The 26,644-nt window shown below is 71.7% G+C and carries 16 protein-coding genes; 13 read left to right on the forward strand and 3 right to left on the reverse strand.

Annotation, left to right across the window (positions count from 1 at the left end; all coding sequences use genetic code 11):
- Positions 1 to 131: 131 nt before the first annotated feature.
- Complete coding sequence (locus tag ACSUPV_RS12125) at positions 132 to 1,376, reverse strand: L,D-transpeptidase (RefSeq protein WP_359794831.1); 1,245 nt, start codon at positions 1,374 to 1,376, stop codon at positions 132 to 134.
- Positions 1,377 to 1,562: 186 nt separating this feature from the next.
- On the opposite strand from ACSUPV_RS12125, the gene glgX reads away from it, so the two are divergent.
- The 3 genes from glgX (at position 1,563) to ACSUPV_RS12140 (ending at position 7,782) form a co-directional block, all read left to right on the forward strand.
- Positions 1,563 to 3,815, forward strand: coding sequence for a glycogen debranching protein GlgX (glgX, locus tag ACSUPV_RS12130; protein WP_436947457.1), 2,253 nt, complete (start codon positions 1,563 to 1,565; stop codon positions 3,813 to 3,815).
- A gap of 305 nt (positions 3,816 to 4,120) precedes the next feature.
- The gene (locus tag ACSUPV_RS12135) at positions 4,121 to 5,926 is read left to right on the forward strand and encodes an ABC transporter ATP-binding protein (protein ID WP_436947458.1); all 1,806 of its coding nucleotides are present in this window, start codon (positions 4,121 to 4,123) and stop codon (positions 5,924 to 5,926) included.
- Positions 5,923 to 7,782, forward strand: a complete 1,860-nt coding sequence (locus ACSUPV_RS12140; protein ID WP_436947459.1) for an ABC transporter ATP-binding protein — start codon at positions 5,923 to 5,925, stop codon at positions 7,780 to 7,782. The genes ACSUPV_RS12135 and ACSUPV_RS12140 overlap by 4 nt, the downstream gene beginning before the upstream one ends.
- On the opposite strand, the gene ACSUPV_RS12145 is transcribed toward ACSUPV_RS12140, so the two are convergent.
- Complete coding sequence (locus ACSUPV_RS12145; protein WP_436947460.1) at positions 7,779 to 8,261, reverse strand: hypothetical protein; 483 nt, start codon at positions 8,259 to 8,261, stop codon at positions 7,779 to 7,781. The two genes, ACSUPV_RS12140 and ACSUPV_RS12145, sit on opposite strands and share 4 nt — an antisense overlap.
- 193 nt (positions 8,262 to 8,454) lie before the next feature.
- Between ACSUPV_RS12145 and ACSUPV_RS12150 the strand changes: the two genes are divergently transcribed.
- The 3 genes from ACSUPV_RS12150 to ACSUPV_RS12160 all read left to right on the forward strand — a co-directional run bounded on the left by ACSUPV_RS12150 (position 8,455) and on the right by ACSUPV_RS12160 (position 12,958).
- On the forward strand, positions 8,455 to 10,515 hold the full coding sequence (locus tag ACSUPV_RS12150) for a M4 family metallopeptidase (protein WP_436947461.1): 2,061 nt from the start codon (positions 8,455 to 8,457) through the stop codon (positions 10,513 to 10,515).
- Positions 10,516 to 10,711: 196 nt separating this feature from the next.
- Positions 10,712 to 12,358, forward strand: a complete 1,647-nt coding sequence (locus ACSUPV_RS12155; RefSeq protein ID WP_436947462.1) for a M4 family metallopeptidase — start codon at positions 10,712 to 10,714, stop codon at positions 12,356 to 12,358.
- A 60-nt stretch (positions 12,359 to 12,418) separates the two neighbouring features.
- The gene (locus ACSUPV_RS12160) at positions 12,419 to 12,958 is read left to right on the forward strand and encodes a DUF1990 domain-containing protein (RefSeq protein ID WP_359794840.1); all 540 of its coding nucleotides are present in this window, start codon (positions 12,419 to 12,421) and stop codon (positions 12,956 to 12,958) included.
- 76 nt (positions 12,959 to 13,034) lie between these two features.
- Here ACSUPV_RS12160 and ACSUPV_RS12165 read toward each other — a convergent pair whose 3' ends face one another.
- Positions 13,035 to 15,653, reverse strand: a complete 2,619-nt coding sequence (locus ACSUPV_RS12165) for a glycosyltransferase family 1 protein (RefSeq protein WP_037768722.1) — start codon at positions 15,651 to 15,653, stop codon at positions 13,035 to 13,037.
- Positions 15,654 to 15,928: 275 nt separating this feature from the next.
- Between ACSUPV_RS12165 and ACSUPV_RS12170 the strand changes: the two genes are divergently transcribed.
- From ACSUPV_RS12170 to ACSUPV_RS12200, 7 genes are all read left to right on the forward strand, one after another.
- Complete coding sequence (locus ACSUPV_RS12170; RefSeq protein WP_037768559.1) at positions 15,929 to 17,131, forward strand: S8 family peptidase; 1,203 nt, start codon at positions 15,929 to 15,931, stop codon at positions 17,129 to 17,131.
- A 214-nt stretch (positions 17,132 to 17,345) separates the two neighbouring features.
- Positions 17,346 to 19,469, forward strand: coding sequence for an alpha-1,4-glucan--maltose-1-phosphate maltosyltransferase (locus tag ACSUPV_RS12175; RefSeq protein WP_436947463.1), 2,124 nt, complete (start codon positions 17,346 to 17,348; stop codon positions 19,467 to 19,469).
- On the forward strand, positions 19,466 to 21,166 hold the full coding sequence (gene treS, locus ACSUPV_RS12180; RefSeq protein ID WP_037766539.1) for a maltose alpha-D-glucosyltransferase: 1,701 nt from the start codon (positions 19,466 to 19,468) through the stop codon (positions 21,164 to 21,166). Before ACSUPV_RS12175 ends, treS begins: the two co-directional genes overlap by 4 nt.
- Positions 21,167 to 21,357: 191 nt before the next feature.
- The gene (locus tag ACSUPV_RS12185) at positions 21,358 to 22,800 is read left to right on the forward strand and encodes a maltokinase N-terminal cap-like domain-containing protein (protein ID WP_037766541.1); all 1,443 of its coding nucleotides are present in this window, start codon (positions 21,358 to 21,360) and stop codon (positions 22,798 to 22,800) included.
- 32 nt (positions 22,801 to 22,832) lie between these two features.
- Positions 22,833 to 25,637 (forward strand): 1,4-alpha-glucan branching enzyme, encoded by a 2,805-nt coding sequence (gene glgB / locus ACSUPV_RS12190; protein WP_436947464.1) that lies wholly within the window; start codon positions 22,833 to 22,835, stop codon positions 25,635 to 25,637.
- A 125-nt stretch (positions 25,638 to 25,762) separates the two neighbouring features.
- The gene (locus ACSUPV_RS12195) at positions 25,763 to 26,233 is read left to right on the forward strand and encodes a hypothetical protein (RefSeq protein ID WP_037766542.1); all 471 of its coding nucleotides are present in this window, start codon (positions 25,763 to 25,765) and stop codon (positions 26,231 to 26,233) included.
- Positions 26,230 to 26,640 carry a hypothetical protein gene (locus tag ACSUPV_RS12200; protein WP_037766544.1) on the forward strand — a complete coding sequence of 137 codons (411 nt, stop codon included), beginning with the start codon at positions 26,230 to 26,232 and terminating at the stop codon, positions 26,638 to 26,640. The genes ACSUPV_RS12195 and ACSUPV_RS12200 overlap by 4 nt, the downstream gene beginning before the upstream one ends.
- Positions 26,641 to 26,644: the final 4 nt, after the last annotated feature.

A 26,644-nucleotide genomic window follows, 5' to 3' on the forward strand; every position in this document is an offset into this window, starting at 1 on the left:
GTCAGGCCCGCACCCCTGCGCGTCCCCCGCGCACCGGCGAATAGTAACCACAGGGTGCGGGGCACCGGCGGCCCGCGATTGTCACTGTTCGGTCCCAACGGAACGCCGGGTCAACCCGCCCCTCTGTCCGGCTACTTCACCGCACTGCCCGCCTTCCATGCATTCCAGCTCATATTCCATCCTCCGAGCCCGTTGTCGGGAGCGACCTTTTTGTCATTGCTGTTGACGACCTCGACGACGTCCCCGATGAGGCTGCGGTCGAAGAACCAGCCGGCCGGGGTGTCGGAACCGCCGCCCTTCACATCGCGCAGTCCGACGCAGCCGTGGCTGACGTTGGTGCGGCCGAAGACGGTGGGGGGCGCCCAGTAGTTGCCGTGCAGGAAGGTGCCGGAGTCGGTCAGGCGCATGGCGTGCGGGACGTCCGGGATGTCGTACTCGCCCTTGCCGTCGCGCTTCTTGAAGCCGACCGTGGCGCCGTTCATCCGGGTGACCTCGAGCATCTCGGTCACCACCATCTTGCCGTTGTACGTGGTGGTCTTCGGGGCGCCGGCCGTGATGGGCACGGTGGCGAGCGGCTCGCCGTCGCGCCGCACCTCCATGGAGTGCCGGGCGGCGTCGACGACGGAGACCTGGCTGCGGCCGACGGTGAAGGAGAATGTCTTGTGCTGCAGGCCGTAGACCCCGGGCGCTCCCTTGACGTCCCGCAGGCGCAGGGCGACGGTGACCTGGGTGCCGGGCTTCCAGTAGTGCTCGGGGCGGAAGTCGAGGCGGGTCCGGCCGAACCAGTGGGGGCGGATCTCGACGGCCGGGCGGGCGCTGACCCGCACCGCGCGTTCGACGGCGGCGCGGTGCCTGATCTCCCGGTTGAACTCCAGGGAGACGATCATGCCGGTGCCGACCGTGGCGCGGTTCTCCGGGGCGACGTAGCCGATGAAGCGCTTCTCGGGGACGTACGTCGTGAACGTGGTGTGCCGGGCCGAGCGGCGTCCGTCGCCGTCGACGGCGACCGCGTCGACCGTGTACTCGGCGGCCAGCGCCAGCCGCTCCTCCTCGGGTTCCCAGGTCAGGCCGTCGGCGGAGATCCGCCCGGGCACGGGGGACTCCTGGGCGTCCTGCGACCTGACGACCTTCACCGACTCCAGCCGGCCGTCGGGCACGCGCACCCGCAGCTTCTTCCCGGGGCGCACACCCCTGCTGCCGTCGCCGGGCGAGACCTTGATGACGTCCTCGGGCGCCGGGGGCGCGCCGAACGCCCCGGCGAGCCCGCCCGCGTCGTCCGAGGTACAGCCCGTGGCCCCGGCCAGGAGCCCTGCCCATGTCACTACGGCGGCCAGCGCGGCCCTCGCGCGCCGCGCGCGCCCTTGTACGTGCCTCACGAGGTGCCCAACGACCGGCCGCGTCCCCGGGAAACGACCATGCCCGCCCCCGGGGAAACGTGAGTGCGACCCACCCTCTGGGCAGAACAGTGGGGAGGACGACGCGCAGGGGAGCCGCGACCCGGGCCACAGCAGGGCCGCACCCCTCTGTCCCCCGTCGTCCCACGAGCCGCGGGAGGCTGACAGGTGTCCAGCGCAGCCGAGCAGGAGGCGGTGGCCGGTCCTCAGGCCACCGGGAACGGGCGCCAGGCCGCCGCCGTGAACGGCGCACGGCGGGCCGCGCCGCCCCCCACGGTGCCCGCCCGGCCGGGCACGCCGACGCCCCTGGGGGCCCGGTTCCGGGTCGGCCCGGACGGCGTGGCGGGGACCAACTTCGCCCTGTGGGCGGGCGGCGCCGAGGGGGTCGAGCTGTGCCTCTTCGACGAGGCGGGCAAGGAGTCACGGGTCCGGCTCGCCGAGCTGACCCACGAGATCTGGCACGGCTTCGTCCCGGGCGTGCTGCCCGGGCAGCGCTACGGCTACCGGGTGCACGGCCGCTGGGACCCCTGGACGGGCGCCCGCTGGAACCCGGCGAAACTGCTCCTCGACCCGTACGCGCGTGCCGTGGACGGAGACTTCACGCTGCCCGCGGAGGTGTACGGGCACGTCCGCGACTGGCCGCAGCAGCACGTCGCCGACACCGTGCGCGACGACCGCGACTCGGCGCCGTACGTCCCGAAGGGCGTCGTCGTCCACGATGACGACGACTGGGCCGACGACCGCCGGCCGAAGACGCCCTGGGCGGACTCGGTCATCTACGAGCTGCACGTCAAGGGCTTCACCCAGCGGCACCCGGACATCCCGGAGGAACTGCGCGGCACCTACGCCGGCCTCGCGCACCCGGCGGCCATCGAGCACCTGGTGAAGCTGGGCGTGACGGCGGTGGAGCTGCTGCCGGTGCACCAGTTCGCACACGAGGACCACCTGCTGCGCAGAGGCCTGAGGAACTACTGGGGTTACAACTCCATCGGCTACTTCGCCCCGCACGCGGCCTACGCGGCCTCCGGGACGACCGGCCAGCAGGTCGGCGAGTTCAAGCGCATGGTGCGCGCCCTGCACGCGGCCGGGATAGAGGTCATCCTCGACGTCGTCTACAACCACACCGCGGAGGCCGGCGAGCTCGGTCCGACGCTGTCCCTGAAGGGCATCGACAACCGCGGCTACTACCGCCTCCAGGACGACGCCCGCCGCTACGCCGACTACACCGGCTGCGGCAACACCCTGCACGTGGTCCAGCCGCACGTGCTGCGCCTGATCACGGACTCGCTGCGCTACTGGGTCACCGAGATGGGCGTGGACGGTTTCCGCTTCGACCTGGCGGCGGCGCTGGCCCGCTCGATGCACGACGTCGACATGCTCTCCCCGTTCCTGGCGGTGATCGCCCAGGACCCGGTGCTGCGCCGGGTGAAGCTGATCGCCGAGCCGTGGGACGTCGGGTCGGGCGGCTACCAGGTGGGGGCGTTCCCGCCGCTGTGGACGGAGTGGAACGACCGGTACCGCAACGCCGTCCGGGACTTCTGGCGACACGCGCTGCCGGACGTCAGGGAGATGGGCTACCGCCTGTCCGGCTCCAGCGACCTGTACGCCTGGGGCGGCCGCAGGCCCTACGCCTCCGTCAACTTCATCACCGCGCACGACGGTTTCACCCTGCGCGACCTGGTGTCCTACGAGCGCAAGCACAACGAGGCCAACGGCGAGGGCAACCGGGACGGCACGGACGACAACCGCGCCTGGAACTGCGGCACCGAGGGTGACACGGACCACGCGGGCGTGCTGGCCCTGCGGCGCCGCCAGCTGCGGAACCTGCTGACCACGCTGCTGCTGTCCACGGGCGTGCCCATGCTGGTCGCGGGCGACGAGCTGGGCCGCACGCAGCACGGCAACAACAACGCCTACTGCCAGGACAACGAGATCAGCTGGCTCGACTGGGGTCTGCTCGAGGACCCCGGCTGGCGGGCCCTGTGCGAGCTGACCTCCCGGCTGATCGCGCTGCGCCACCGGCATCCGGTGCTCCGGCGCCGGGCCTTCTTCTCCGGCCGCGCCCAGACCGCGGACGGCCTGCGCGACCTGGCCTGGTTCACGTCCCGGGGCACGGAGATGACCGAGCAGGACTGGTACGCGCCCGCCGCCACACTGGGCATGTACCTGTCCGGCCGGGACATCCCGGGCCGGGACGAGCGCGGGGCGCAGATCCTCGACGACAGTTTCCTCGCGGTGCTGCACGCGGGCGAGACGCCGGTGGACTTCGTCCTGCCCGGGCCGCCGTGGGCGGAGCGGTACGAGGTCGTCGTCGACACCGGCCTGGAGGAGCAGGGGGAGGCGCCGGGGGTGGAGCACCGGGCGGGGAGGGGGATCACCGTGCCGGCCCGGGCGGTGCTGCTGCTGCGGGTGGCGGGCTGAGGCATCGTTTCGGCTGGACGGGTGGGAGGGGCCGACCGGACCGGGCGGGAGGGGCCGACCGGACCGGGCGGGAGGGCCCGACCGGACCGGGGGGATCGACCGGGCACCGCTGTCACACCCGACCGGTGCGGCCTTTCGGCCGTCGCGCTCGAACGGGCATCAGCCGATCGGCTGACGGGACGGTACGACTCGGCGGGCGCCGCCGTGCGGCCCCTCGAACACGCAGGTCGTAGGACCAACGGCCGACCCGGGTCCGGCGGAAACTCGGTGGGCAGTGTCAGTGGCGATCCGTAGGCTCGCTGCTGATGGCCACGACACCCGCACCCGCCCAGGACCGTTCCGTCGTGCGTACGCTGCTGCGCCTGTGGCCGTACGTGCGGCCCGTGCGGGCGCGGCTGTTCACCGCCGCGTTCGTGGCGATACTGGCCTCCTGCACGGGTCTGGTCATCCCGCTCGTCCTGAAGTGGATCGTGGACGGGCCGGTCGCCGACCGGGACCCGGCGGGGGTGTGGCTCGGCGCGCTGTACCTGCTGCTGCTCGGTTTCGCGGAGGCCCTGCTGTTCGGCCTCAGACGCTGGTTGGTGGCGCGTCCCCTGTCGCACGTCGAGGCGTCGATGCGCGCGGCCCTGTACCGGCACCTCCAGCGACTGCCGGTGTCCTTCCACGACCGGTGGGCCTCGGGTCAGTTGCTGTCCCGGGGGACGACGGACCTGTCGCTGCTGCGCATGTTCCTCGCCTTCCCGCTGACGTTCCTGCTGGTCAACGGAGTGACGATCCTCGTCGGCGTGGTCATCATGCTGCTGCAGGACTGGACGTTGGGGCTGGTCATCCTCGGACCCGCGCTGCCCCTCATGGTCACCTGCGTGGTCTTCGAGAAGCGCTACGCCGAGGCGGCACGGCGCGCCCAGGACCAGGTCGGCGACCTGACGACGGTCGTCGAGGAGAGCGTGCTCGGCATCCGCATCATCAAGGGCTTCGGCCGTCACCGGAGCCAGGCGCGGGCGTTCCGGGAACTGTCGCGGAAACTGCGCGGCACGGAACTGCGCAAGGCGCGGCTGCTGGCGACGATCTGGGGCGTCATCGTGACGCTGCCGGAGGTGGCGATCGGGGCGGCACTGGTGGTGGGGGTCGTCCAGGTGGCCGACGGGGGACTGTCGGCGGGGACGCTGGTGGCGTTCCTGTCGACGGCGCTGGCCTTGCGGTGGCCCGTGGAGTCGATCGGGTTCCTGCTGGCGATGACCCAGGAGGCGGCGACGGCGACGGAGCGGTACTTCGAGGTGATGGACGAGAAGGTCGAGGAGGCGTCCACCACCCCCGGTGGCGGACCGGCGCCCGTGCAGGACAAGGGACTTCGCTTCGACGGCGTCACCTTCCGCTACCCGGACGCCCCGCCCGGCACCCCACCGGTGCTCCGGGACATCGACCTGCACGTCCGCCCGGGCGAGTCCATGGCCCTGGTCGGCGCGACCGGCAGCGGCAAGACCACCCTCACGGCGCTCATCCCCCGCCTCTACGAGGTGACCTCGGGGCGGATCACACTCGACGGCGTCGACATCACCGCCCTGTCCCGTGAGGCGCTCCGCGCCAAGGTCGCCGTCGCGTTCGAGGAACCCACGCTGTTCTCGGCGTCGGTCGGCGACAACGTTCTCATGGGCGCCGGTGACACGGCCGGTCCGGCCGAGCTGGAGCGCGCCCTGGCCGTCGCCCAGGCCGACTTCGCGCACGCGCTGCCGCAGGGCACGGACACCCAGGTGGGCGAGCAGGGTCTCAGCCTCTCCGGCGGACAGCGGCAGCGCCTGGCCCTCGCCAGGGCCGTGGTCGGACAGCCGGAGTTCCTCGTCCTGGACGACCCGCTGTCGGCCCTGGACGTACACACCGAGGCCGCGGTGGAGGCCGCCCTGCGGCAGGTCCTCGCGGACACGACGGCCCTGATCGTGGCGCACCGCCCGTCCACGGTGCTGCTCGCCGACCGGGTCGCGCTGCTGTCCGGCGGCCGGATCGCCGCGGTCGGCACCCACCAGGAACTGCTGCGCACGAACGCCGAGTACGCGCACCTGATGTCCGGGGCACAGCCAGGGGAAGAGTCAGGCGAACAGGAGGACGCGCGATGACGGCGGCCACCACCGCACCGGCCGACGACAAACCCGACGACCGGTCCCCCGGCGGCGGCGATGCCGGCGACCCATTCGACAAGGACGTCCTGCCCACACCCCCGGGCGCCACGGCCGCCCTGCTGCGCTCCCTGCTCGCGCCCATGAAGGCCCGTGTCGCGGTCACGACGCTGCTCCTGCTGCTCCAGCAGGCGGTCGTGCAGGCGGGGCCGCTGCTCGTGGCGTACGCCATCGACCGCGCCGTGCCGGCGTTCCGGGCGCAGGACCACGGGCCGCTGATCGCGGTGGGCGCCGGCTATCTGGGGTGCGCGCTGGCCGCGGGCGGACTGCAGTGGGCGTTCATCGCCGCCGCGGCCCGCGTCAACCAGGACGTGCTGCTGGACCTGCGCGGCCGGATCTTCCGCCACGCGCAGGCGCTCAGCGTCGACTTCCACGAGCGCTACACCTCGGGCCGGCTCATCTCCCGCTCCACGGCGGACGTGGAGTCGCTGCGCGAACTGCTGGACGAAGGCCTCCAGGAGCTCGTGACGGTCGTCCTGTCCTTCGTCTACATCTCGGCGATGCTGCTCTGGCTCGACCTGGGCCTCGGGGGCCTGGCGGTGGCGTCCCTGGTGCCGCTCTACGGGCTGGTGCGGCTGTACCAGCGGCGGGCCGGGCGGGTGTACCGGGCGCGGTCCACCGCGATCGCGGCCGTCATCGTCAAGTTCGTCGAGACCATGAACGGCATCCGCCCGGTGCGCGCGTTTCGCCGCGAGGCCGCCAACGACGCGGACTTCGGGGCCCTGAACCAGCGCCACGAGCGGACCAACGGCGACGCGCTGCTGGAGATGGCCCGCTACGTCACCGGCTCACGGCTGATCGCCAACACGGCGGTCGCGGCGATCGTGCTGTGGGGCGCCTACCGGGTCGCGGACGGCACGCTGGCCCTCGGTGTGCTGGCGGCGGCCGTGCTGTACCTGCGGCGGCTGTACGACCCCATCGACCGGCTCGGGATGTTCCTCAACTCCTACCAGTCGGCGGCGGCTTCGCTGGAGAAGATCGCCGGCCTGCTCGCCCAGACCCCGTCCGTGCCCGAGCCGTCGAGCCCCCGGCAGCTCCCGCCGCTCGAAAGCGAGCACCCGGGCCGCGAGGTCGTCTTCGACGGCGTCCGCTTCGGCTACCGCACCGGCGGCGAGGTGCTGCCCCGCTTCGACCTCACGATCCCCGCCGGGCAGACGGTCGCGGTCGTCGGCTCCACGGGCGCCGGCAAGTCGACCCTGGCCAAGCTGCTGGCCCGGTTCTACGACCCCTCCGACGGCCGGGTGCTGCTGGACGGCGTCGACCTGCGCGACCTGGCCGTGCCGGAGCTGCGGCGCGGGGTGGTCATGGTGACGCAGGAGGCGTTCCTCTTCTCGGGCACGGTCGCCGACAACATCGCGATCGGCCGCCCGGACGCCACCCGCGCGGAGATGGAGCAGGCGGCGAAGGAGATCGGCGCGCACGACTTCATCAGCGCCCTGCCCGACGGCTACGACACGGACGTCCGCAAGCGGGGCGGCCGGATCTCGGCCGGGCAGCGCCAACTGGTGGCGTTCGCCCGCGCGTTGCTCGCGGACCCGGCGGTACTGATCCTCGACGAGGCGACCAGTTCGCTCGACATCCCGGGAGAGCGCGCGGTACAGCGGGCGATGGCCACGGTGCTGAAGGGCCGTACGGCGGTCGTCATCGCACACCGCCTGTCGACCGTGGAGATCGCGGACCGCGTCCTGGTGATGGAGGGCGGGCACATCGTGGAGGACGGCGAACCGGCCGAACTCATCGCGGGGACGGGCCGGTTCGCCGATCTGCACCGGGCGTGGCGGGACAGTCTGGCCTAGGGGGTGTCCGCCAGTTCCCGCAGGGAGGCCATCGCCGGGTTCCGGGCCAGTGCCGGATGGTGACGTTCGAGGTACTCCACACCGCCGGTGACGAAGGACCGGGCCTCGGCGGTGTACGCGTCGAGCGAGCAGCGGGGAGGTGGCGTCGGAGAGCCGTACGAAGCGGTGAACCGCACCTGATCGCCCGCGCGTTCCAGCCGGATGACGTAGGTGTTCTCCGTGAAGTCGATCTCCGCCGAGCCCTCGGTCCGCAGGCCGTGCAGCGAGTGCCCCACGGTGAACATGATGTCGACCAGGGGAGTCCGCGTGCCTGCGAGGAAAGCGTGGCCGTCCACGGTGAAGTCGACCGGGTAGTCGAAGAATCCGTAGCGCAGGTCGGTCGCCGTGAGAGCCGCCAGGTCGACCCGGCCGGCCTGCCAGGCCCGTTCCCAGCCGGAATCGATGTCACGGCTGCTGTCGGGCGTGAAACGAATCTTCAAGGGACTCCTGAGCGTCCGTATATCGAACATGAACTTCCGGTCAACGAACCGTTTCCGGCCATAGTTTTGACGCGCTCCTGACAGTAAGCGCACTCCCCTGCCACGCTTCCCGCGACTGCTCCACGGCAACCCCACTGCAACACCTCCACCTCCCCAGGCCGGGCGACCCCCGGTCCCGCAGAAGGAGTCAGTGTTGAGAAGCAGTTCCTCGCGAAGAGGCACCTCCCACAGACGCACTCCCCACACCCCCCGCCGCACCGCGGCCGTGGCCCTCGCCGGTGTCGCCGCGCTGATCGCCGCCGCCGTGCAGAGCGGCACCGCCGTCGCAGCCCCGGAGAAGGCACCGCAGGCCGCGAGCAAGGCGAACCCCGGCTCGGAGTCGGTCAGGCTCACCCCCGCGCAGCGCGCCGCGCTGATCCGCGAGGCGGACGCCGCCAAGGCGGAGACCGCGAAGGACCTCGGCCTCGGCGCCAAGGAGAAGCTGGTCGTCCGCGACGTCCTGAAGGACCGCGACGGCACCCTGCACACCCGCTACGAGCGCACCTACGACGGCCTGCCGGTCCTCGGCGGCGACCTGGTCGTGGAGAGCACGAAGGCGGACGAGACCGCCGCCGTCGTGAAGGCCACCCGCACCGCCGTCAAGCCGGCCACCACGAAGACCGCGGTGCCCGCCGCGAAGGCCCGGCAGCAGGCCCTGGCCGCCGGGAAGGCCGAGGAGGCCAGGAGCCCGGACATCAACCGCGAGCCCCGCAAGGTGATCTGGGCCGCGAGGGGCAAGCCGGTCGTGGCGTACGAGACGGTCGTCGGCGGCTTCCAGCACGACGGCACCCCGCAGGAACTGCACGTGATCACGGACGCCACGAGCGGCGAGAAGCTGTACGCGTGGGAGGCCATCGAGACCGGCACCGGCAACACGGTGTACTCCGGCACGGTCGACCTCACCACCACCCAGTCCGGGTCGACGTACAACCTCACCGACGGCGCCCGCGGCAACCACAGGACGTACAACCTCAACCGCGGCACCTCCGGCACCGGCACCCTCTTCTCCGGCCCGGACGACGTGTGGGGCAACGGCAGCCCGTCCAACCTGGAGTCCGCAGGCGCCGACGCCCACTACGGGGCCGCCCTGACCTGGGACTACTACAAGAACGTGCACGGCCGCTCCGGCATCCGCGGCGACGGCGTGGGCGCGTACTCCCGGGTCCACTACGGCAACAACTACGTCAACGCCTTCTGGTCGGACGGCTGCTTCTGCATGACGTACGGCGACGGCTCGGGCAACGCGAACCCGCTGACGTCGATCGACGTGGCCGCCCACGAGATGACCCACGGGCTCACGTCGAACACGGCCAAGCTCGTCTACTCCGGCGAGTCCGGCGGCCTCAACGAGGCGACCAGCGACATCTTCGGCGCGACCGTCGAGTTCTTCGCCAAGAACTCCTCCGACGTCGGTGACTACCTCATCGGCGAGGAGATCGACATCAACGGCGACGGCACGCCGCTGCGCTACATGGACAAGCCCAGCAAGGACGGCGCCTCCAAGGACGCCTGGTACTCGGGCATCGGCTCGATCGACGTGCACTACTCCTCGGGCCCGGCGAACCACTTCTTCTACCTGCTGAGCGAGGGCAGCGGCACCAAGACCATCAACGGTGTCAGCTACGACTCGCCCACCTCGGACGGCCTTCCGGTCACCGGCATCGGCCGGGACAAGGCGGAGAAGATCTGGTTCCGCGCGCTGACCACCAAGTTCACCTCGACCACCAACTACGCGGGCGCCCGCACCGGCACCCTCGCGGCCACCGGTGAGCTGTACGGCACCGACAGCGCCGAGTACAAGGCGGTCCAGGACGCGTGGGCGGGCGTGAACGTCGGGGCGCGCTCGGGCGGCGGAGGCGGCGGGGGCACGTCCTTCGAGAACACCGCCGACGTGGCGATCCCGGACCGGGGCGCGGCGGTCACGTCGTCGGTCACCGTGTCCGGCCGGACCGGCAACGCGCCGGCCAACCTCCAGGTGGCCGTGGACATCGTCCACACCTACATCGGCGACCTGAAGGTGGACCTCGTCGCCCCGGACGGCACCGCCTACACGCTGAAGGGGTACGGCACCGGCGGCAGCGCGGACAACCTGAACACCACGTACACGGTGAACGCCTCCTCCGAGGCCGCCAACGGCGTCTGGCAGCTGCGGGTCCAGGACAACGCGGCCCGTGACACCGGCTACATCAACAGCTGGAAGCTCACCTTCCCGTAGGCCCCCACGGCAGGGCGTCGCCCCGGCGGGTCCGAATCCCCCGGGGCGGCGCCCGTTTCACGCTCCGGACGTCCACCTCGTCGTCGATTTCCGGCCAACATCACGACACGCTCCTGACATGCACACGCCCCAGGTGCCACTCTTCCCCCACCCGCCGCACAGCACCACAGCAGTTCCCCCACACCTAGGAGCTCGTGTGACCACCCCCCGCTACGCGCGTCACAAGCGCACCACGCTCGCCATCGCCACCGCCGTCGCGGCCGGCGCCCTGCTCACCACCGGCCTGACCTCCGGCAGCAGCGTCGCCGCCGACGCCGCGAGCAAGCCGGTGCTCGCCGCCGCCCCCGTCCTCCTCACCGCGCCCGCCCGCACCGCTCTCATCAAGGAGCAGCAGGCGGACGCCGCCGCCACCGCCGACGAGATAGGCCTCGGCGCACAGGAGAAGCTGGTCGTCAAGGACGTCGTGAAGGACGCCGACGGCACCGTGCACACCCGCTACGAGCGCACCTACGCGGGCCTGCCGGTCCTCGGCGGCGACCTCGTCGTGCACGAGTCGAAGTCCGGCGCGCCCCAGGGCGTCACCAGAGCCACGAAGGCCGCGATCAAGGTCGCCTCCCTCAAGCCGGCGGTCACCGCCGCCAAGGCGGAGGAGCAGGCCGTGACCCTGGCCAAGGCGGCCGGCTCGGAGAAGACCGAGGCCGACTCCGCGCCCCGCAAGGTGATCTGGGCGGCCGACGGCAAGCCCGTCCTCGCCTACGAGACGGTCGTCGGCGGCCTCCAGGAGGACGGCACGCCGAACGAGCTGCACGTGATCACGGACGCCGCCACCGGCGAGAAGCTCTACGAGTACCAGGGCATCGAGACCGGCACCGGCAACACCACGTACAGCGGCAAGGTCGACCTCACCACCACGAAGTCCGGGTCGTCCTACACCCTGACGGACGGCACGCGCGGCGGCCACAAGACGTACAACCTCAACCGCGGCACCTCCGGCACCGGCACCCTCTTCTCCGGTTCCGACGACGTCTGGGGCACCGGCAACCCGACCAACCTGGAGACCGCCGCCGCCGACGCCCACTACGGCGCCCAGGTCACCTGGGACTTCTACAAGAGCACCTTCGGCCGCAGCGGCATCCGCAACGACGGCAAGGCGGCCTACTCGCGCGTCCACTACGGCAACAACTACGTCAACGCCTTCTGGTCCGACAGCTGCTTCTGCATGACCTACGGCGACGGCTCGGGCAACACCCACCCGCTGACCTCGCTCGACGTGGCCGCGCACGAGATGAGCCACGGCCTGACGTCCGCCACGGCCGGCCTGAACTACAGCGGCGAGTCCGGCGGCCTCAACGAGGCGACCTCCGACATCTTCGGCGCGGGCGCGGAGTTCTTCGCGAACAACTCCTCCGACGTCGGTGACTACCTCATCGGCGAGAAGATCGACATCAACGGCGACGGCTCCCCGCTGCGCTACATGGACAAGCCCAGCAAGGACGGCTCGTCCAAGGACGCCTGGTCCGCGAGCCTGGGCGGCCTGGACGTGCACTACTCCTCGGGCCCCGCCAACCACTTCTTCTACCTGCTGTCCGAGGGCAGCGGCTCGAAGACCATCAACGGCGTGACCTACAACTCGCCCACGTCCAACGGCTCCACGGTCACCGGCATCGGCCGCACCAAGGCGCTGCAGATCTGGTACAAGGCGCTGACGACGTACATGACGTCGACGACCAAGTACGCGGCCGCCCGCACGGCGACCCTGAACGCGGCCTCGGCGCTGTACGGCGCGAACAGCACCGAGTACAAGGCGGTCGCGGCCGCCTGGTCGGCCGTCAACGTCGGCTGACCGAAGCACGTCCCAGGGGCGGTACCCGGACCGAAGGCAGACCCGGGTACCGCCCTACTCTTGGTGACCGTGTCTTATCCGGATCCGAAGGACTTCACCTACGCCGACGTCGGCGCCACGCGCGAGGCGGGTTTCTGCCCGCCCGGCTTCCACCCCATGAACGTACGCACCCGCCTGGGGGAGGGTGAGGAGGTCTTCCGCCGGGCCTCCGAGGCGGTTCTGACCTGGGAGATGCACCGGACCCTGGGCGTCGGCATCGACGCGAGCGCGGACCGCGCCGCCCCCGGCGTCGACGTCACCGTCACCCTGGCCGGCATGATCAAGGCCCCCTGCCGAGTGGTGTGGACGGTGGAGGAACCCCGCCGCGCGGGCTGGGCGTACGGCACGCTGCCCGGCCATCCGGAGTGCGGCGAGGAGTCCTTCGTGGTCGACCGCACGGGCGACGGCACGGTCTGGCTGACCGTGAACGCGTTCAGCCGTGGAGCCAAGTGGTACGCGAGGGCCGGCGGCCCGGCGACCAGGGGGTTCCAGCACGCGTATGCGCGCCGCTGCGGCAGCGTCCTGCGGAACCTTGCGACGCAGGGTGGTGAGTCGCCCTGAAGGGGCGCGGGGCTGTATCGATGTGCGGCTCCGCCGCCTGAGCGCGACCGGCCCCCACGCACCCGCAGACGGCGAACTACCGCATCAACAACCCCCCAGCCGCCACCAGTTCCTCAGAAGGCCCGGCCACCAAGCCCAACTCCGCACTCGAAGCCAACAGCCGATGCGCGGGAAGGACCCGCACCGTGTACCCAAAAGGCCCGGTGCGATCCAAGGACAAGGGCCCTTCATAAACCCAGCACCCCTCCTGATCGGCGGAGCCCACCGGCTTCAGGGGCACGATCGTGGCGTCACCGATCCGGTCCTCCTCGTCCACCCGCCCCGAGACGACCTGCACCTCCACGTCGTCCGGCCCGAGATCCCCGAGCCCGACCCGCACCCGCAGCACCAGCGTCGTCCCCAACTCCGCCAGCGCCGCCGAGGACGACGTCTCCACATGGTCGACCGTGACCCCCGGCCACGCCGCCCGCACCCGCGCCTTCCACTCGGCGAGATCCCGCGCCGCGTCCGGGTCCATCGAGCGGTGCGCGAGGGCCGCCGGCGCGTAGAGCCGCTCGACGTACTCCCGGACCATCCGCCCGGCCAGCACCTTCGGCCCGAGCAGGCTCAGCGTCCGGCGGACCATCTCGATCCACCGGTCGGGCAGCCCGCTCTTCCCCCGCTCGTAGAAGCGGGGCGTCACCCGCTGCTCCAGCAGGTCGTACAGCGCCGCGGCCTCTATGTCGTCGCGGTGGTCCGGGTCGGTGCCGACCCCGTCGGCCGTGGGGATCGCCCAGCCGAAGTCGGGCTGGAACCACTCGTCCCACCAGCCGTCCAGGACGGACAGGTTGAGGCAGCCGTTGAGCGCCGCCTTCATCCCGGACGTGCCGCAGGCCTCCAGGGGGCGGAGCGGGTTGTTCAGCCAGATGTCGCAGCCGGGGTAGAGCTTCTGCGCCATCGCCATGCCGTAGTCGGGCAGGAACACGATGCGGTGGCGCACCCGCGGGTCGTCCGCGAAGCGCACCAGTTCCTGCACCAGCCGCTTGCCGCCGTCGTCGGCGGGGTGCGCCTTGCCCGCGACGACGATCTGAACCGGCCGCTCGGGGTGCAGCAGCAGCTCCATCAGCCGGTCGCGGTCGCGCAGCATCAGCGTCAGGCGCTTGTACGAGGGGACGCGCCGGGCGAAGCCGATGGTGAGGACGTCCGGGTCGAGGACGCCGTCGATCCAGCCCAGCTCGGCCGTGCCGGCCCCGCGCTGCCGCCAGGAGGCCCGCAGCCGCTCGCGCACCTCCTCGACGAGCTGCTCGCGCAGCACCCGCCGCAGCTCCCAGATGTCCTGGTCGGGGATGTCCGCCACCGTGTCCCAGCGGTCCGAGCCGCCGACGGTCAGCGCGTCCTCGGCACGCTGCACGCCGATCTGCCGGGCGCCGAGCCGGAACACCTCGGGGGCGACCCAGGTCGGCGCGTGCACGCCGTTCGTCACGGACGTGATCGGCACCTCGTCGGGGTCGAAGCCGGGCCACAGGCCGGAGAACATCTCGCGGCTGACGTTGCCGTGCAGCAGGGAGACGCCGTTGGCGCGCTGGGCCAGGCGCAGGCCCATCACGGCCATGTTGAACAGGTTGGGCTCCCCGCCGGGGTAGGTCTCCATGCCGAGCCGCAGGACGCGCTCGACGTCGATGCGGGGCAGCTCGGCGTCGGGGCCGAAGTGGCGCGCGACCAGCTCGCGGTCGAAGCGGTCGATGCCGGCCGGGACGGGGGTGTGGGTGGTGAAGACCGTGCCCGCGCGGACCGCCTCCAGCGCGGAGTCGAAGTCGAGGCCCTGCGCGCAGAGTTCGGCGATGCGCTCCAGACCGAGGAACCCGGCGTGTCCCTCGTTCGTGTGGAACACCTCCGGCTCGGGGTGACCGGTCAGCCGGCAGTACGTCCGCACCGCCCGGACCCCTCCTATGCCGAGCAGCATCTCCTGGAGCAGCCGGTGCTCGCTGCCGCCGCCGTAGAGCCGGTCGGTGACGCCGCGCTCGCCGAGGTCGTTCTCCTCGACGTCCGAGTCCAGCATCAGCAGCGGGACCCGGCCGACCTGCGCCTGCCAGATCCGGGCGTGCAGCTGTTTGCCGCCGGGCAGGGCCAGGGCGACCTGGGCGGGGGTGCCGTCGGGCTCCTCCAGCTGGACAACGGGCAGCTCGTTGGGGTCGAGGACCGGGTAGTGCTCCTGCTGCCAGCCGTCCCGGGACAGGGTCTGCCGGAAGTAGCCGTGGCGGTAGAGCAGGCCGACGCCGATCAGCGGGACGCCGAGGTCGCTGGCCGCCTTCAGATGGTCGCCGGCGAGGATGCCGAGGCCGCCGGAGTACTGCGGCAGGGCGGCCGTGATGCCGAACTCGGGTGAGAAGTAGGCGATCGCGGCGGGCAGTTCCTCCTGCTGGGTCTGGTACCAGCGGTCGCCGGTCATGTAGTCGTTCAGGTCGCCCGCGACCGCGGCGAGGCGGCGCAGGAAACGGCGGTCCTGGGACAGCTCGGCGAGCCGCGCGGGCGGCACGCTGCCCAGCAGCCGGACCGGGTCGCCGCCCGAGGCGGTCCAGCGCCCGGGGTCGACGGACTGGAACAGGTCACGGGTCTCCGCATGCCACGACCAGCGCAGATTGCGGGCCAGATCGCTGAGCGGCCGGAGGGGTTCGGGGAGCACGGGTCGGACGGTGAATCGACGGATCGCCTTCACGGGTTCCACCTCGGCGCGTTGCTGGATGACGCAGGGCTTCATCGACGTCTCCTACGACAGTACCGGCGTCGGTGCCGCCACCGCCGACGCTCCGGCACCGCGCCCCCGATCGGCCTGAACAGGCCCGTCCGCGGATATGGCCGATTCCGCCCCCATAGGCGTCCTTGTGGTGCTTCACACGCCACGAGAGGCTGCCCCTGGCGTACCGGCCCGCGCCGGCCGCACGCGGCGTCGCGCGGCAGCCGTACGCCGAGTCGAGGAGGGGAACTCGGACCATGGCACGGACGCGACAGCGGCGTCTGCGCTGGACGGGGGGCCTGGCCGCGGCGATCTCCGCCGCGGCGTTTTCGGCCATCACCCTGCCCGCGCACGCCGTACCGGAGGGGCGGATACTCGGCGCCGGAGGACCCGGCTCCGTGCACGGAAGTTACCTGGTGACGCTGGAGGAGGGCACGCGGGCACCGTCGGCGGCCGGAAAGGACCTCGCCGAGAAGTACGGGGTGGAGATCAGCCACACCTACGGCACGGTCCTGAACGGCTACGCGGTCCGGGCGGACGAGAGACGGGCCCGGCGGCTCGCCGCCGACCCGCGGGTGGCCTCCGTCGTCCAGGACACCCGTGTGCGGCTGGACGACACGCAGCGGAAGCCGCCGTCCTGGGGGCTGGACCGCGTCGACCAGCCGGAACTGCCCCTGGACGGCGCCTACACCTGGCCCGATGCGGCGGGCGCGGGGGTGACGGTCTACGTGATCGACACCGGCGTCCGGACCACCCACCAGGACTTCGGCGGCCGGGCCGGCCACGGCTGGGACTTCGTCGGGAACGACAGGACCGCGTCGGACGCCAACGGCCACGGCACCCACGTCGCCGCCACGGTCGCCGGGAAGCGGTACGGCGTCGCCAAGAAGGCGCGGATCGTCGCCGTGCGTGTCCTCGACGCCGCGGGCGCGGGCACCACGGCCCGGGTGATCGCCGGGATCGACTGGGTGACCCGGCACGCGAAGAAGCCGGCGGTCGCGAACCTCAGCCTGGGCGGACCCCGCAACGCGCAGCTGGACGCCGCCGTCCGCACCTCCATCGCCTCCGGCGTCACCTACACGGTCGCCGCGGGCAACGACGGCAGGCCGGCCGGTCTGTACTCCCCGGCGGGCGTCAAGGAGGCGCTCACGGTCGGCGCGACCGACCGCGGGGATGCAAAACCGGCCTTCTCCAACCACGGCCCGGCGCTCGATCTGTTCGCCCCGGGCGTCGGCATCGTCTCCGCGACCGCCGCGAGCGACACCGCGCGGGCCGTCTTCTCGGGCACCTCGATGGCGTCCCCGCACGCCGCGGGCGCGGCCGCGCTCCATCTGGCCGACCATCCGAAGGCGACTCCGGACCAGGTCACGAGGGCCCTGGTCGCGTCGGCGGCGCCCGGGAGGGTCTCCGGGCGGGGGGTCGGTTCGCCGGACCGGTTACTGCGGGTGCCGCGCGAGTAGGGCGAAGGATCAGCCACCCCTGGGGCCGGCCTCGTCCGTCGCGGACGAGGCCGGTCTTGTGTGTCGACATACGCGTGAGTAGTTAACAAAGTGCCGGATTGCCCACCCGAATAGGGTGGGAAGGCTCCTCCGGGTACCCCTCTCAGGAGCACCAAGCAGGACCCACCTCCCCACACACATCCGCCCACCCACGTTGACGCGGACAGGAGCGGTCATGCCCGCCAAGCACCATTCGCCAGCACCTCCCAACCGCCGCACCACCGGGGCGCACGCCCCCGGCGGCGAAGCACGCCCCGTGCGCCCGGCCGACACCGGTCCGCCGGTCCCGCCACCACCTCAGGTGGGCGGGGCGACCGCCGTAGGGCGGATACCCGTTCTCGACGTCCGCCCGGTCGTCCAGCACGGGCGCCGGCCGGCCAAGGCCGTGACCGGCGAGGTCTTCGAGATCTCGGCGACCGTGTTCCGAGAGGGGCACGACGCGGTGGCCGCCAATGTCGTGCTGAAGGATCCCGAGGGCCGCCCCGGCCCGTGGACGCCGATGCGGGAGCTGGCGCCGGGGACGGACCGCTGGGGCGCCACGGTGACCGCCGGGGAACCCGGCCTGTGGACGTTCACCGTGGAGGCCTGGGGCGACCCCGTCAGCACCTGGCGGCACCACGCCCAGATCAAGATCCCGGCGGGCATGGACACGGACGTCGTCCTGGAGGAGGGCGCGCGCCTGTACGAGCGGGCGGCCGAGGGCGTGCCCGTGGAGGAGGGCCTGCGGGACGTGATCCTGGCCGCCGTCGAGGCCCTGCGGGACGAGAGCCGTCCGGCGGCGTCCCGCCTGGCGGCGGCGTTGACGCCGGAGGTGGACGCGGTCCTGGCCCGGCATCCCCTGCGGGACCTGGTCACCACCTCCGAGCCGCTGCCCCTGCTCGTGGAGCGCGAGCGGGCGCTGTACGGCTCCTGGTACGAGTTCTTCCCCCGCTCCGAGGGCACCCCCGACCAGCCCCACGGCACGTTCCGCACCGCCGCCCGGCGGCTGCCCGCGATCGCCGCGATGGGCTTCGACGTGGTCTACCTGCCGCCGATCCACCCCATCGGCACCACCTTCCGCAAGGGGAAGAACAACACCCTCTCCCCCGGCCCCGACGACGTCGGCGTGCCCTGGGCGATCGGCTCCCCGGAGGGCGGCCACGACGCCGTCCACCCCGACCTGGGCACCCTGGAGGACTTCACCTGGTTCGTCGGCAAGGCCCGCGAGCTCGGCCTGGAGATCGCCCTGGACTTCGCCCTGCAGTGCTCCCCGGACCACCCCTGGGTGCAGAAACACCCCGAGTGGTTCCACCACCGCCCCGACGGCACCATCGCCTACGCCGAGAACCCGCCGAAGAAGTACCAGGACATCTACCCCATCGCCTTCGACGCGGACATGGACGGCCTGGTCGCCGAGACGCTGCGGGTGCTGCGGCACTGGATGGACTGCGGGGTGCGGATCTTCCGCGTGGACAACCCCCACACCAAGCCGGTGGTGTTCTGGGAGCGGGTGATCGCGGACATCAACCGCACCGACCCCGATGTGATCTTCCTGGCCGAGGCGTTCACCCGCCCGGCGATGATGCACACCCTGGCCCAGATCGGCTTCCAGCAGTCCTACACCTACTTCACCTGGCGCAACACCAAGGAGGAGCTGACCGAGTACCTGACGGAGCTGTCGGGCGAGGCCGCCAGTTACATGCGGCCGAACTTCTTCGCCAACACCCCCGACATCCTGCACGCCTACCTCCAGCACGGCGGCCGGCCCGCCTTCGAGGTCCGCGCCGTCCTGGCCGCGACCCTCTCTCCGACCTGGGGCGTCTACTCCGGCTACGAACTGTGCGAGAACACCCCGCTGCGCGAGGGCAGCGAGGAGTACCTCGACTCGGAGAAGTACCAGCTCAGGCCCCGCGACTGGGTGACCGCCGAACGCCAGGGCCGCACCATCACCCCGCTGCTGACCCGGCTCAACACCATCCGCCGCGAGAACCCGGCCCTCCAGCAGCTGCGCGACCTCCACTTCCACCACGCGGACAAGGAAGCGGTGATCGCCTACTCGAAGCGGAAGGGTTCGAACACGGTTCTGGTGGTCGCCAACCTCGACCCCCACCACACCCAGGAGGCCACGGTCTCGTTGGACATGCCGCAACTCGGCCTGGACTGGCACGAGTCGGTGCTGGTGCGCGACGAGCTCACCGGCGAGACCTATCACTGGGGCAGGGCCAACTATGTGCGCCTCGAACCGGGCCATAGGCCCGCGCATGTCTTCTCGGTTCTGCGACCGTCCACCCCGCAGATCGGAGGGTCACCCACAACATGATCGTCAACGAACCCGTTCCGGACACCTTCGAGGACACTCCCGCCAGGGACCGCGACCCGGAGTGGTTCAAGCGCGCCGTCTTCTACGAGGTGCTCGTCCGCTCGTTCCAGGACAGCAACGGCGACGGCGTCGGTGACCTGAAGGGCCTGACCGCCAAACTCGACTACCTCCAGTGGCTGGGCGTCGACTGCCTGTGGCTGCCGCCCTTCTTCAAGTCGCCGCTGCGCGACGGCGGCTACGACGTCTCCGACTACACCGCCGTCCTCCCGGAGTTCGGCGACCTCGCCGACTTCGTGGAGTTCGTCGACGCCGCCCACCAACGCGGCATGCGCGTGATCATCGACTTCGTCATGAACCACACCAGCGACCAGCACCCGTGGTTCCAGGAGTCGAGGAAGGACCCCGACGGGCCCTACGGCGACTACTACGTGTGGGCGGACGACGACAAGCAGTTCCAGGACGCGCGGATCATCTTCGTCGACACGGAAGCCTCGAACTGGACGTACGACCCGGTCCGCAAGCAGTACTACTGGCATCGTTTCTTCTCCCACCAGCCGGACCTCAACTACGAGAACCCGGCCGTGCAGGAGGAGATGATCTCCGCGCTGAAGTTCTGGCTGGACCTGGGCATCGACGGCTTCCGGCTGGACGCGGTGCCGTACCTGTACCAGCAGGAGGGCACCAACTGCGAGAACCTCCCGGCCACCCACGCCTTCCTGAAGCGGGTGCGCAAGGAGATCGACGCGCAGTACCCGGACACCGTGCTGCTCGCCGAGGCCAACCAGTGGCCGGAGGACGTCGTCGACTACTTCGGCGACTACCCGAGCGGTGGCGACGAGTGCCACATGGCGTTCCACTTCCCGGTCATGCCGCGCATCTTCATGGCCGTCCGGCGGGAATCCCGCTACCCGGTCTCCGAGATCCTGGCCAAGACCCCGGCCATCCCCTCGGGCTGCCAGTGGGGCATCTTCCTGCGCAACCACGACGAGCTCACGCTCGAGATGGTCACCGACGAAGAGCGCGACTACATGTGGGCCGAGTACGCCAAGGACCCGCGGATGCGCGCCAACATCGGCATCCGGCGCCGGCTCGCCCCGCTGCTGGACAACGACCGCAACCAGATCGAGCTGTTCACGGCCCTGCTGCTGTCGCTGCCGGGCTCGCCGATCCTGTACTACGGCGACGAGATCGGCATGGGCGACAACATCTGGCTCGGCGACCGGGACGCGGTGCGCACGCCGATGCAGTGGACGCCCGACCGCAACGCGGGCTTCTCCTCGTCCGATCCGGGGCGGCTGTTCCTGCCCACGATCATGGACCCGGTCTACGGCTACCAGGTCACGAACGTCGAGGCGTCCATGGCCTCGCCCTCGTCGCTGCTGCACTGGACCCGCCGCATGATCGAGATCCGCAAGCAGAATCCTGCCTTCGGACTCGGCTCGTACACCGAGCTGCCGTCGACGAACCCGGCGGTGCTGGCGTTCCTGCGGGAGTACGAGGACGACCTGGTGCTGTGCGTGAACAACTTCTCGCGCTTCGCACAGCCCACGGAGCTGGATCTGAGCGCCTTCGAGGGCCGGCACCCGGTGGAGCTGTTCGGCGGGGTCCGCTTCCCGGCCATCGGGGAGCTGCCGTACCTGCTGACGCTGGGGGGCCACGGCTTCTACTGGTTCCGGCTCCGCAGGGACGCCGTATGAGGCCTGGAACGGCCTGCTGAGGCCTGATGTGCGGGGCAGGCCGCAAACCCCCGTGGCGGGGCGTTTCCCCTGCCCCGCCCGGGGCACGCATCAGTAACACCCCGCCCACCCGCGTGAGCCGGAGGGGCGCCCGCCGGCACCGGCTGAAGGCGCCGCAGGCGCACCAAGAATGGGTGAAAGGACGCGACGCCATGTCGGAAGCCGTCACACGCACCGTCACCACCCCGCCCGGCCTTCTCGCATCCCTGGATCCGCTGCTGCGGGAATGGCTGCCGCGGCAGCGCTGGTTCGCCGGCAAGGGGCGCCCGGTCACCGGGTTCACCCTGGTCGAGGCCACCGAGTTGCTCCCGGGCACCGGCAAGCTGGGCCTGTACCACCTGCTCGTCCGCGCGCACCAGCCGCTCGTGCCGTCCCACGGGGCACCCGACCACCCCGGCGACTGCTACCAGCTGCTGATAGGCGTGCGCGAGGCGCTGCCGCCTCGGCTGGCGCCCGCGCTCATCGGACATGTGTCGACGGGACCGCTGGCCGGCCGGACGGTCTACGACGCCCTGCACGACACCAGGCCCGCCGAGCTGCTCCTGGAGGCGCTGCGCACCCAGGCCCGCATCGGCGGGCTGCGCTTCGAGCGGGACCTCGGCCAGGACATCCGGTCCGGGCTGGTGCCGCGCGTGGTGACCGCGGAACAGTCCAACTCGTCGATCGTCTACGGAGATACGTTCATCCTGAAGCTTTTGCGCCGGATAGTGCCCGGGGTCAATCCGGACCTGGAACTCCCGCTGGCGCTGGCCCGCGAGGGCTGCCCCCGGGTGCCCGCGCCGACGGCCTGGATGGTCGCCGACGTCCCGCCCACCGCGGACCCGGTCCTCGCCCCGGCCCCGGCGGACCACGCCGACCAGCCGTACGTCCTGGGGGTGCTCCAGCCGTTCGTGCAGGGCGCCTCCGACGGCTGGGAGCTGGCGCTGCGCGAGCTGGCCAAGGGCGAGGACTTCGGCGCCGAGGCGCGGGCCCTGGGGCGGGCGACCGCCGAGGTGCACACCGCGCTGGCCCGGGCGTTGCCGACGGTCACGCTCGGTCACATGCAGCTCCGGCTCATGGTCGACGGCATGACCGAGCGGCTGGAGGCGGCCGTCCAGGCGGTGCCCGCGCTGCGGCCGTACGCGAACGGGCTGCGGTCGGCGTTCACGGCGCTCGGCGACCTGGCCGCCGAGGGCCGCACCTGGACCGCGCAGCGGGTGCACGGCGATCTGCACCTCGGTCAGTGTCTGCGCTCGCCGGCCGGCGAGTGGAAGCTGATCGACTTCGAGGGCGAGCCGGCCCGGCCGCTGGCCGAGCGGCGCATGCCGCAACCCACGGTGCGGGACGTCGCCGGCATGCTGCGGTCCTTCGACTACGCGGCACGCTCGGTCGATCCGCCCCAGCCGGACTGGGCCGAGACCTGCCGCTCCGCGTACTGTTCCGGCTACGCGGAGGCCTCCGGCCGCGATCCGCGCACCGACCCGGTGCTGCTGCGCGCCTACGAGACGGACAAGGCGATCTACGAGGTGGTGTACGAGGCCCGGCACCGCCCCGACTGGCTGCCGGTGCCCCTGGCCGCCATAGACCGGCTCGCCTCGTCCGGCCACCTGACCTGACCCGACCCACCCTCGCCCAGGAGGCTCCGCCCGTGACCCCCCGCCCTGAGTCCAGCGGTTCGCGTCCCCAGGGGACGGCCGGGGAGAAGATCCCCGAGCAGCCCACGGCCGCCCAGAAGAAGAGTGCCGCGAAGAAGACGGCGGTGCCGAAACAGGCAGCGGCGAAGAAGACGGCCCCTGCGAAGACGACCGCCGCCAAGAAGGCCGCCGCCAAGAAGACACCGGCCGGGCAGTCACCCGCGTCCAAGGCCACCACGGCCAAGAAGGCGACGCCTGCGAAGACGACCGCGAAGAAGGCGGTCGCCAAGAAGGCGGCACCCGAGAAGACCGTCGCGAAGAAGGCGGCACCCGCGAAGGCCGCCGCGAAGAAGACCACTGCCAAGAAGGCCGTCACGAAGAAAGCCGCCGCGACGAAGACCACGACGGCCAAGGCCACGACGGCGAAGTCCGCGGCGACCAAGGCCACGACGGCGAAAGCGGCTGCCAAGAAGACGGCGGCCAAGAAGGCCCCGGCCACCAAGGCCACGGCGACCCAGGCGCCCGCCAAGAAGGCCGCCGCCAAGAAGCCGGCGAAGAAGACCACCGCCAAGAAGGCGGTGGCGAAGAAGGCCGCTGCCGCCCAGGTCGTCCCCCCGGAGATGGAGGTCGCCGTCTCGCCCGCGGTGGACGCGGTGGACCGGGAACGGCTGCTCGACGGTACGCATCACGACCCGCACTCCGTGCTCGGCGCCCACCCGGTGCCCGGCGGGATCGCGTTCCGGGCGTTCCGGCCGTACGCCCTGTCGGTGACCGTGATCGCCGGGGAACTGCGGGCGGAGCTGCACGCCGACGGGGAGGGCTTCTTCTCCGGGCTGCTGCCGCTGCGGGAGGTCCCGGAGTACCGGCTGGTCGTCGCGTACGAGGGCACGGTCCAGGAGACCGAGGACGCCTACCGCTTCCTGCCCACCCTCGGCGACCTCGACCTGCACCTCATCGGCGAGGGCCGGCACGAGGAGCTGTGGACGGCGCTGGGCGCGCACCCGATGACCCACCAGGGCGTGACCGGCACCCGCTTCGCGGTGTGGGCGCCGAACGCGCGGGGCGTGCGCGTGGCCGGCACCTTCAACTTCTGGGACGGCACCGGCCACGCCATGCGCTCGCTCGGCTCGTCGGGCGTGTGGGAGCTGTTCCTGCCGGACATCGGCGAGGGCGAGCTGTACAAGTTCGAGATCACCCGCCCCGACGGTTCGAAGACGATGCGCGCCGACCCGCTGGCCCGCCGCACGGAGGTGCCGCCCGCGACCTCGTCGGTCATCACGTCCTCGGACTACGAGTGGGGCGACGCCGACTGGCTGGCCCGGCGCGCCGAGGCCCCGGCGCACGAGTCGCCGTTCTCGGTGTACGAGGTCCATCTGCCGTCCTGGCGGCCGGGCCTGACCTACCGTCAGCTGGCCGAGCAGCTCCCGGGCTACGTGAAGAACCTGGGCTTCACGCACGTCGAGCTGATGCCGGTCGCGGAGCATCCGTTCGGCGGGTCCTGGGGCTACCAGGTCACCGGCTTCTACGCGCCGACGGCCCGCCTCGGCACCCCGGACGACTTCCGCTACCTGGTCGACCGGCTGCACCAGGCCGGCATCGGCGTGATCATGGACTGGGTGCCCGCCCACTTCCCGCGCGACGACTGGGCGCTGGCCGAGTTCGACGGCCGGCCCCTGTACGAGCACGAGGATCCGCTGCGGGCCGCGCACCCCGACTGGGGCACGCTGGAGTTCGACTTCGGGCGCAACGAGGTGCGCAACTTCCTCGTCGCGAACGCCGTGTACTGGTGCGAGGAGTTCCACATCGACGGGCTGCGCGTGGACGCGGTCGCCTCGATGCTCTACCTGGACTACTCGCGCGAGCCGGGCCAGTGGACGCCCAACGAGCACGGCGGCAGGGAGAACCTGGACGCGGTGGCGTTCCTCCAGGAGATGAACGCGACGGTGTACCGCAGGGTGCCCGGCGTGGTCACGGTCGCCGAGGAGTCCACCGCCTGGGACGGCGTCACCCGGGCCACCCACCACAAGGGCCCGAGCGGTTTCGGCGGGCTCGGGTTCGGGCTGAAGTGGAACATGGGCTGGATGCACGACTCGTTGCAGTACATGAGCCACGATCCGGTGCACCGCAAGTACCACCACCACGAGATGACGTTCTCGATGGTGTACGCCTACAGCGAGAACTACGTCCTGCCGATCTCCCACGACGAGGTGGTGCACGGCAAGGGCTCCCTGGTGTCGAAGATGCCCGGCGACTGGTGGCAGCAGCGGGCCGGGGTCCGGGCCTACCTCGGCTTCATGTGGGCCCATCCGGGCAAGCAACTGCTGTTCATGGGCCAGGAGTTCGCGCAGGGCGCCGAGTGGTCCGAGGCGCACGGCCCCGACTGGTGGCTGCTGGACCCGGGGTACGGGGCCGAGGCCGACCACCGGGGCGTGCGGGACCTGGTCCGCGACCTCAACACCGTCTACCGCGCCACCCCGGCGCTGTGGCGCCTCGACACGGACCCGGCCGGTTTCGAGTGGATCGTGGGGGACGCGGCCGACGACAACGTGCTCGCGTTCCTGAGGCTGGACCCGGACGGCAACCCGCTGCTGGCGGTGTCCAACTTCGCGCCGGTCGTGCGCCAGGACTACCGCCTGGGCGTGCCCGAGGACGTGCCCGCCTGGCACGAGGCCGTCAACACCGACGCCGCCCGCTACGGCGGCAGCGACGTCACGCGCGCCGACCCGGTCAAGCCCGAGGCCCAGTCCTGGCACGGCCGCCCGGCGAGCATCCGCCTGACCCTGCCGCCGCTCGCCACGGTGTGGCTGCGTCCGGCGTAGGCGGCCTGTGACACCGCTGTGACGGGAGGAGTGGCTTCCGTCACAGCCGGTCCCGTGCGGGCCTGGTGGGGTGGCCGCATGCGTGTCACCCCCCTCGTCCGTCGGCCCGGAAGGGACTGAGGCCCGTGCTGGTGGGACTCGGTATCTCGGCGGCCTGTGCCATCGCCGCGATCGTCGCCGCCGCGGGGACCGCCGCCATGGCGTTTCCCGGGCGGCCCGAGCCGTGGACGGTGCACCTGATGCGCCGGGCGGCGGCGACGGCCGCGTGGGCGGCCGCAGCCGTGTACTCCCTGGGCTTCTTCGCCGTGCTGGCGTCGGAGTCGGACTTCAACGACGGGGCGAACTCGGTCCCGGCCCCGGCCTGCCGCGACGGTTTCGACCCGGCCACGATCGAAGGGCTGAGCCACCACCGGTCCTCGTACCTGCCGCTGCGCTTCGACTGCGTCCGTGAGGACGGCTCCGTCTACGCCAGTGATCCCGGCTACGTGTGGATGAACGGGGCGACGGCGGTCCTCGCCCTCTGCGCCGCGCTGTTCGCCATCGGCGCGGGCTACGCGACCGAACTGCGCGCCCGGAAGGCCGCCGCGGCGGCATGACACTGCTCCCGGTGTTCGTCGGGCTCGTGGTGGGCTGGGTCGCGCTGCGCGGGCTGCTGGCGTACCCGTGGCTGCCGGGGTGGGCGAAGGCCTGCGCCGTCCTGGCGATGCCGCTCGCCGCCGTCGCCTGGGTCGCCGTCATGATCGCGGACGATCCCTTCCTGTTCCCGGAGACCGCCCCCTGCCCCCGCGAGCCCATGGCGGAGGGTGTCCTCGGGGACGGGCGGGTCTCGGGGGTCTCCGAGCCGTTCCCGCCGCGTGCCTACTGCGTGTGGGAGGACGGCACCACCTACGACCTCGCGCCCGGTGCCGCGTTCGTGTTCTGGGTGAGCTTCGCGGCGGTCGTGGTGCCGCTCGGCCTGGGGCTGTGGCACGCCGTGCGGGACCCGAAGTCCCTGCTCCGGTGAGCCC

The sequence above is a fragment of the Streptomyces sp. SudanB52_2052 genome, assembly GCF_964272415.1.
In the GTDB taxonomy this organism is placed as follows: domain Bacteria; phylum Actinomycetota; class Actinomycetes; order Streptomycetales; family Streptomycetaceae; genus Streptomyces; species Streptomyces olindensis.

Bases quoted from the DNA above. Each gene is read 5' to 3' on its own strand.
- treS (WP_037766539.1), top strand. From the start codon at position 19,466: ATGATCGTCAACGAACCCGTTCCGGACACCTTCGAGGACACTCCCGCC.
- ACSUPV_RS12135 (WP_436947458.1), top strand. From the start codon at position 4,121: ATGGCCACGACACCCGCACCCGCCCAGGACCGTTCCGTCGTGCGTACG.
- ACSUPV_RS12185 (WP_037766541.1), top strand. From the start codon at position 21,358: ATGTCGGAAGCCGTCACACGCACCGTCACCACCCCGCCCGGCCTTCTC.
- ACSUPV_RS12170 (WP_037768559.1), top strand. From the start codon at position 15,929: ATGGCACGGACGCGACAGCGGCGTCTGCGCTGGACGGGGGGCCTGGCC.
- ACSUPV_RS12200 (WP_037766544.1), top strand. From the start codon at position 26,230: ATGACACTGCTCCCGGTGTTCGTCGGGCTCGTGGTGGGCTGGGTCGCG.
- ACSUPV_RS12140 (WP_436947459.1), top strand. From the start codon at position 5,923: ATGACGGCGGCCACCACCGCACCGGCCGACGACAAACCCGACGACCGG.
- ACSUPV_RS12175 (WP_436947463.1), top strand. From the start codon at position 17,346: ATGCCCGCCAAGCACCATTCGCCAGCACCTCCCAACCGCCGCACCACC.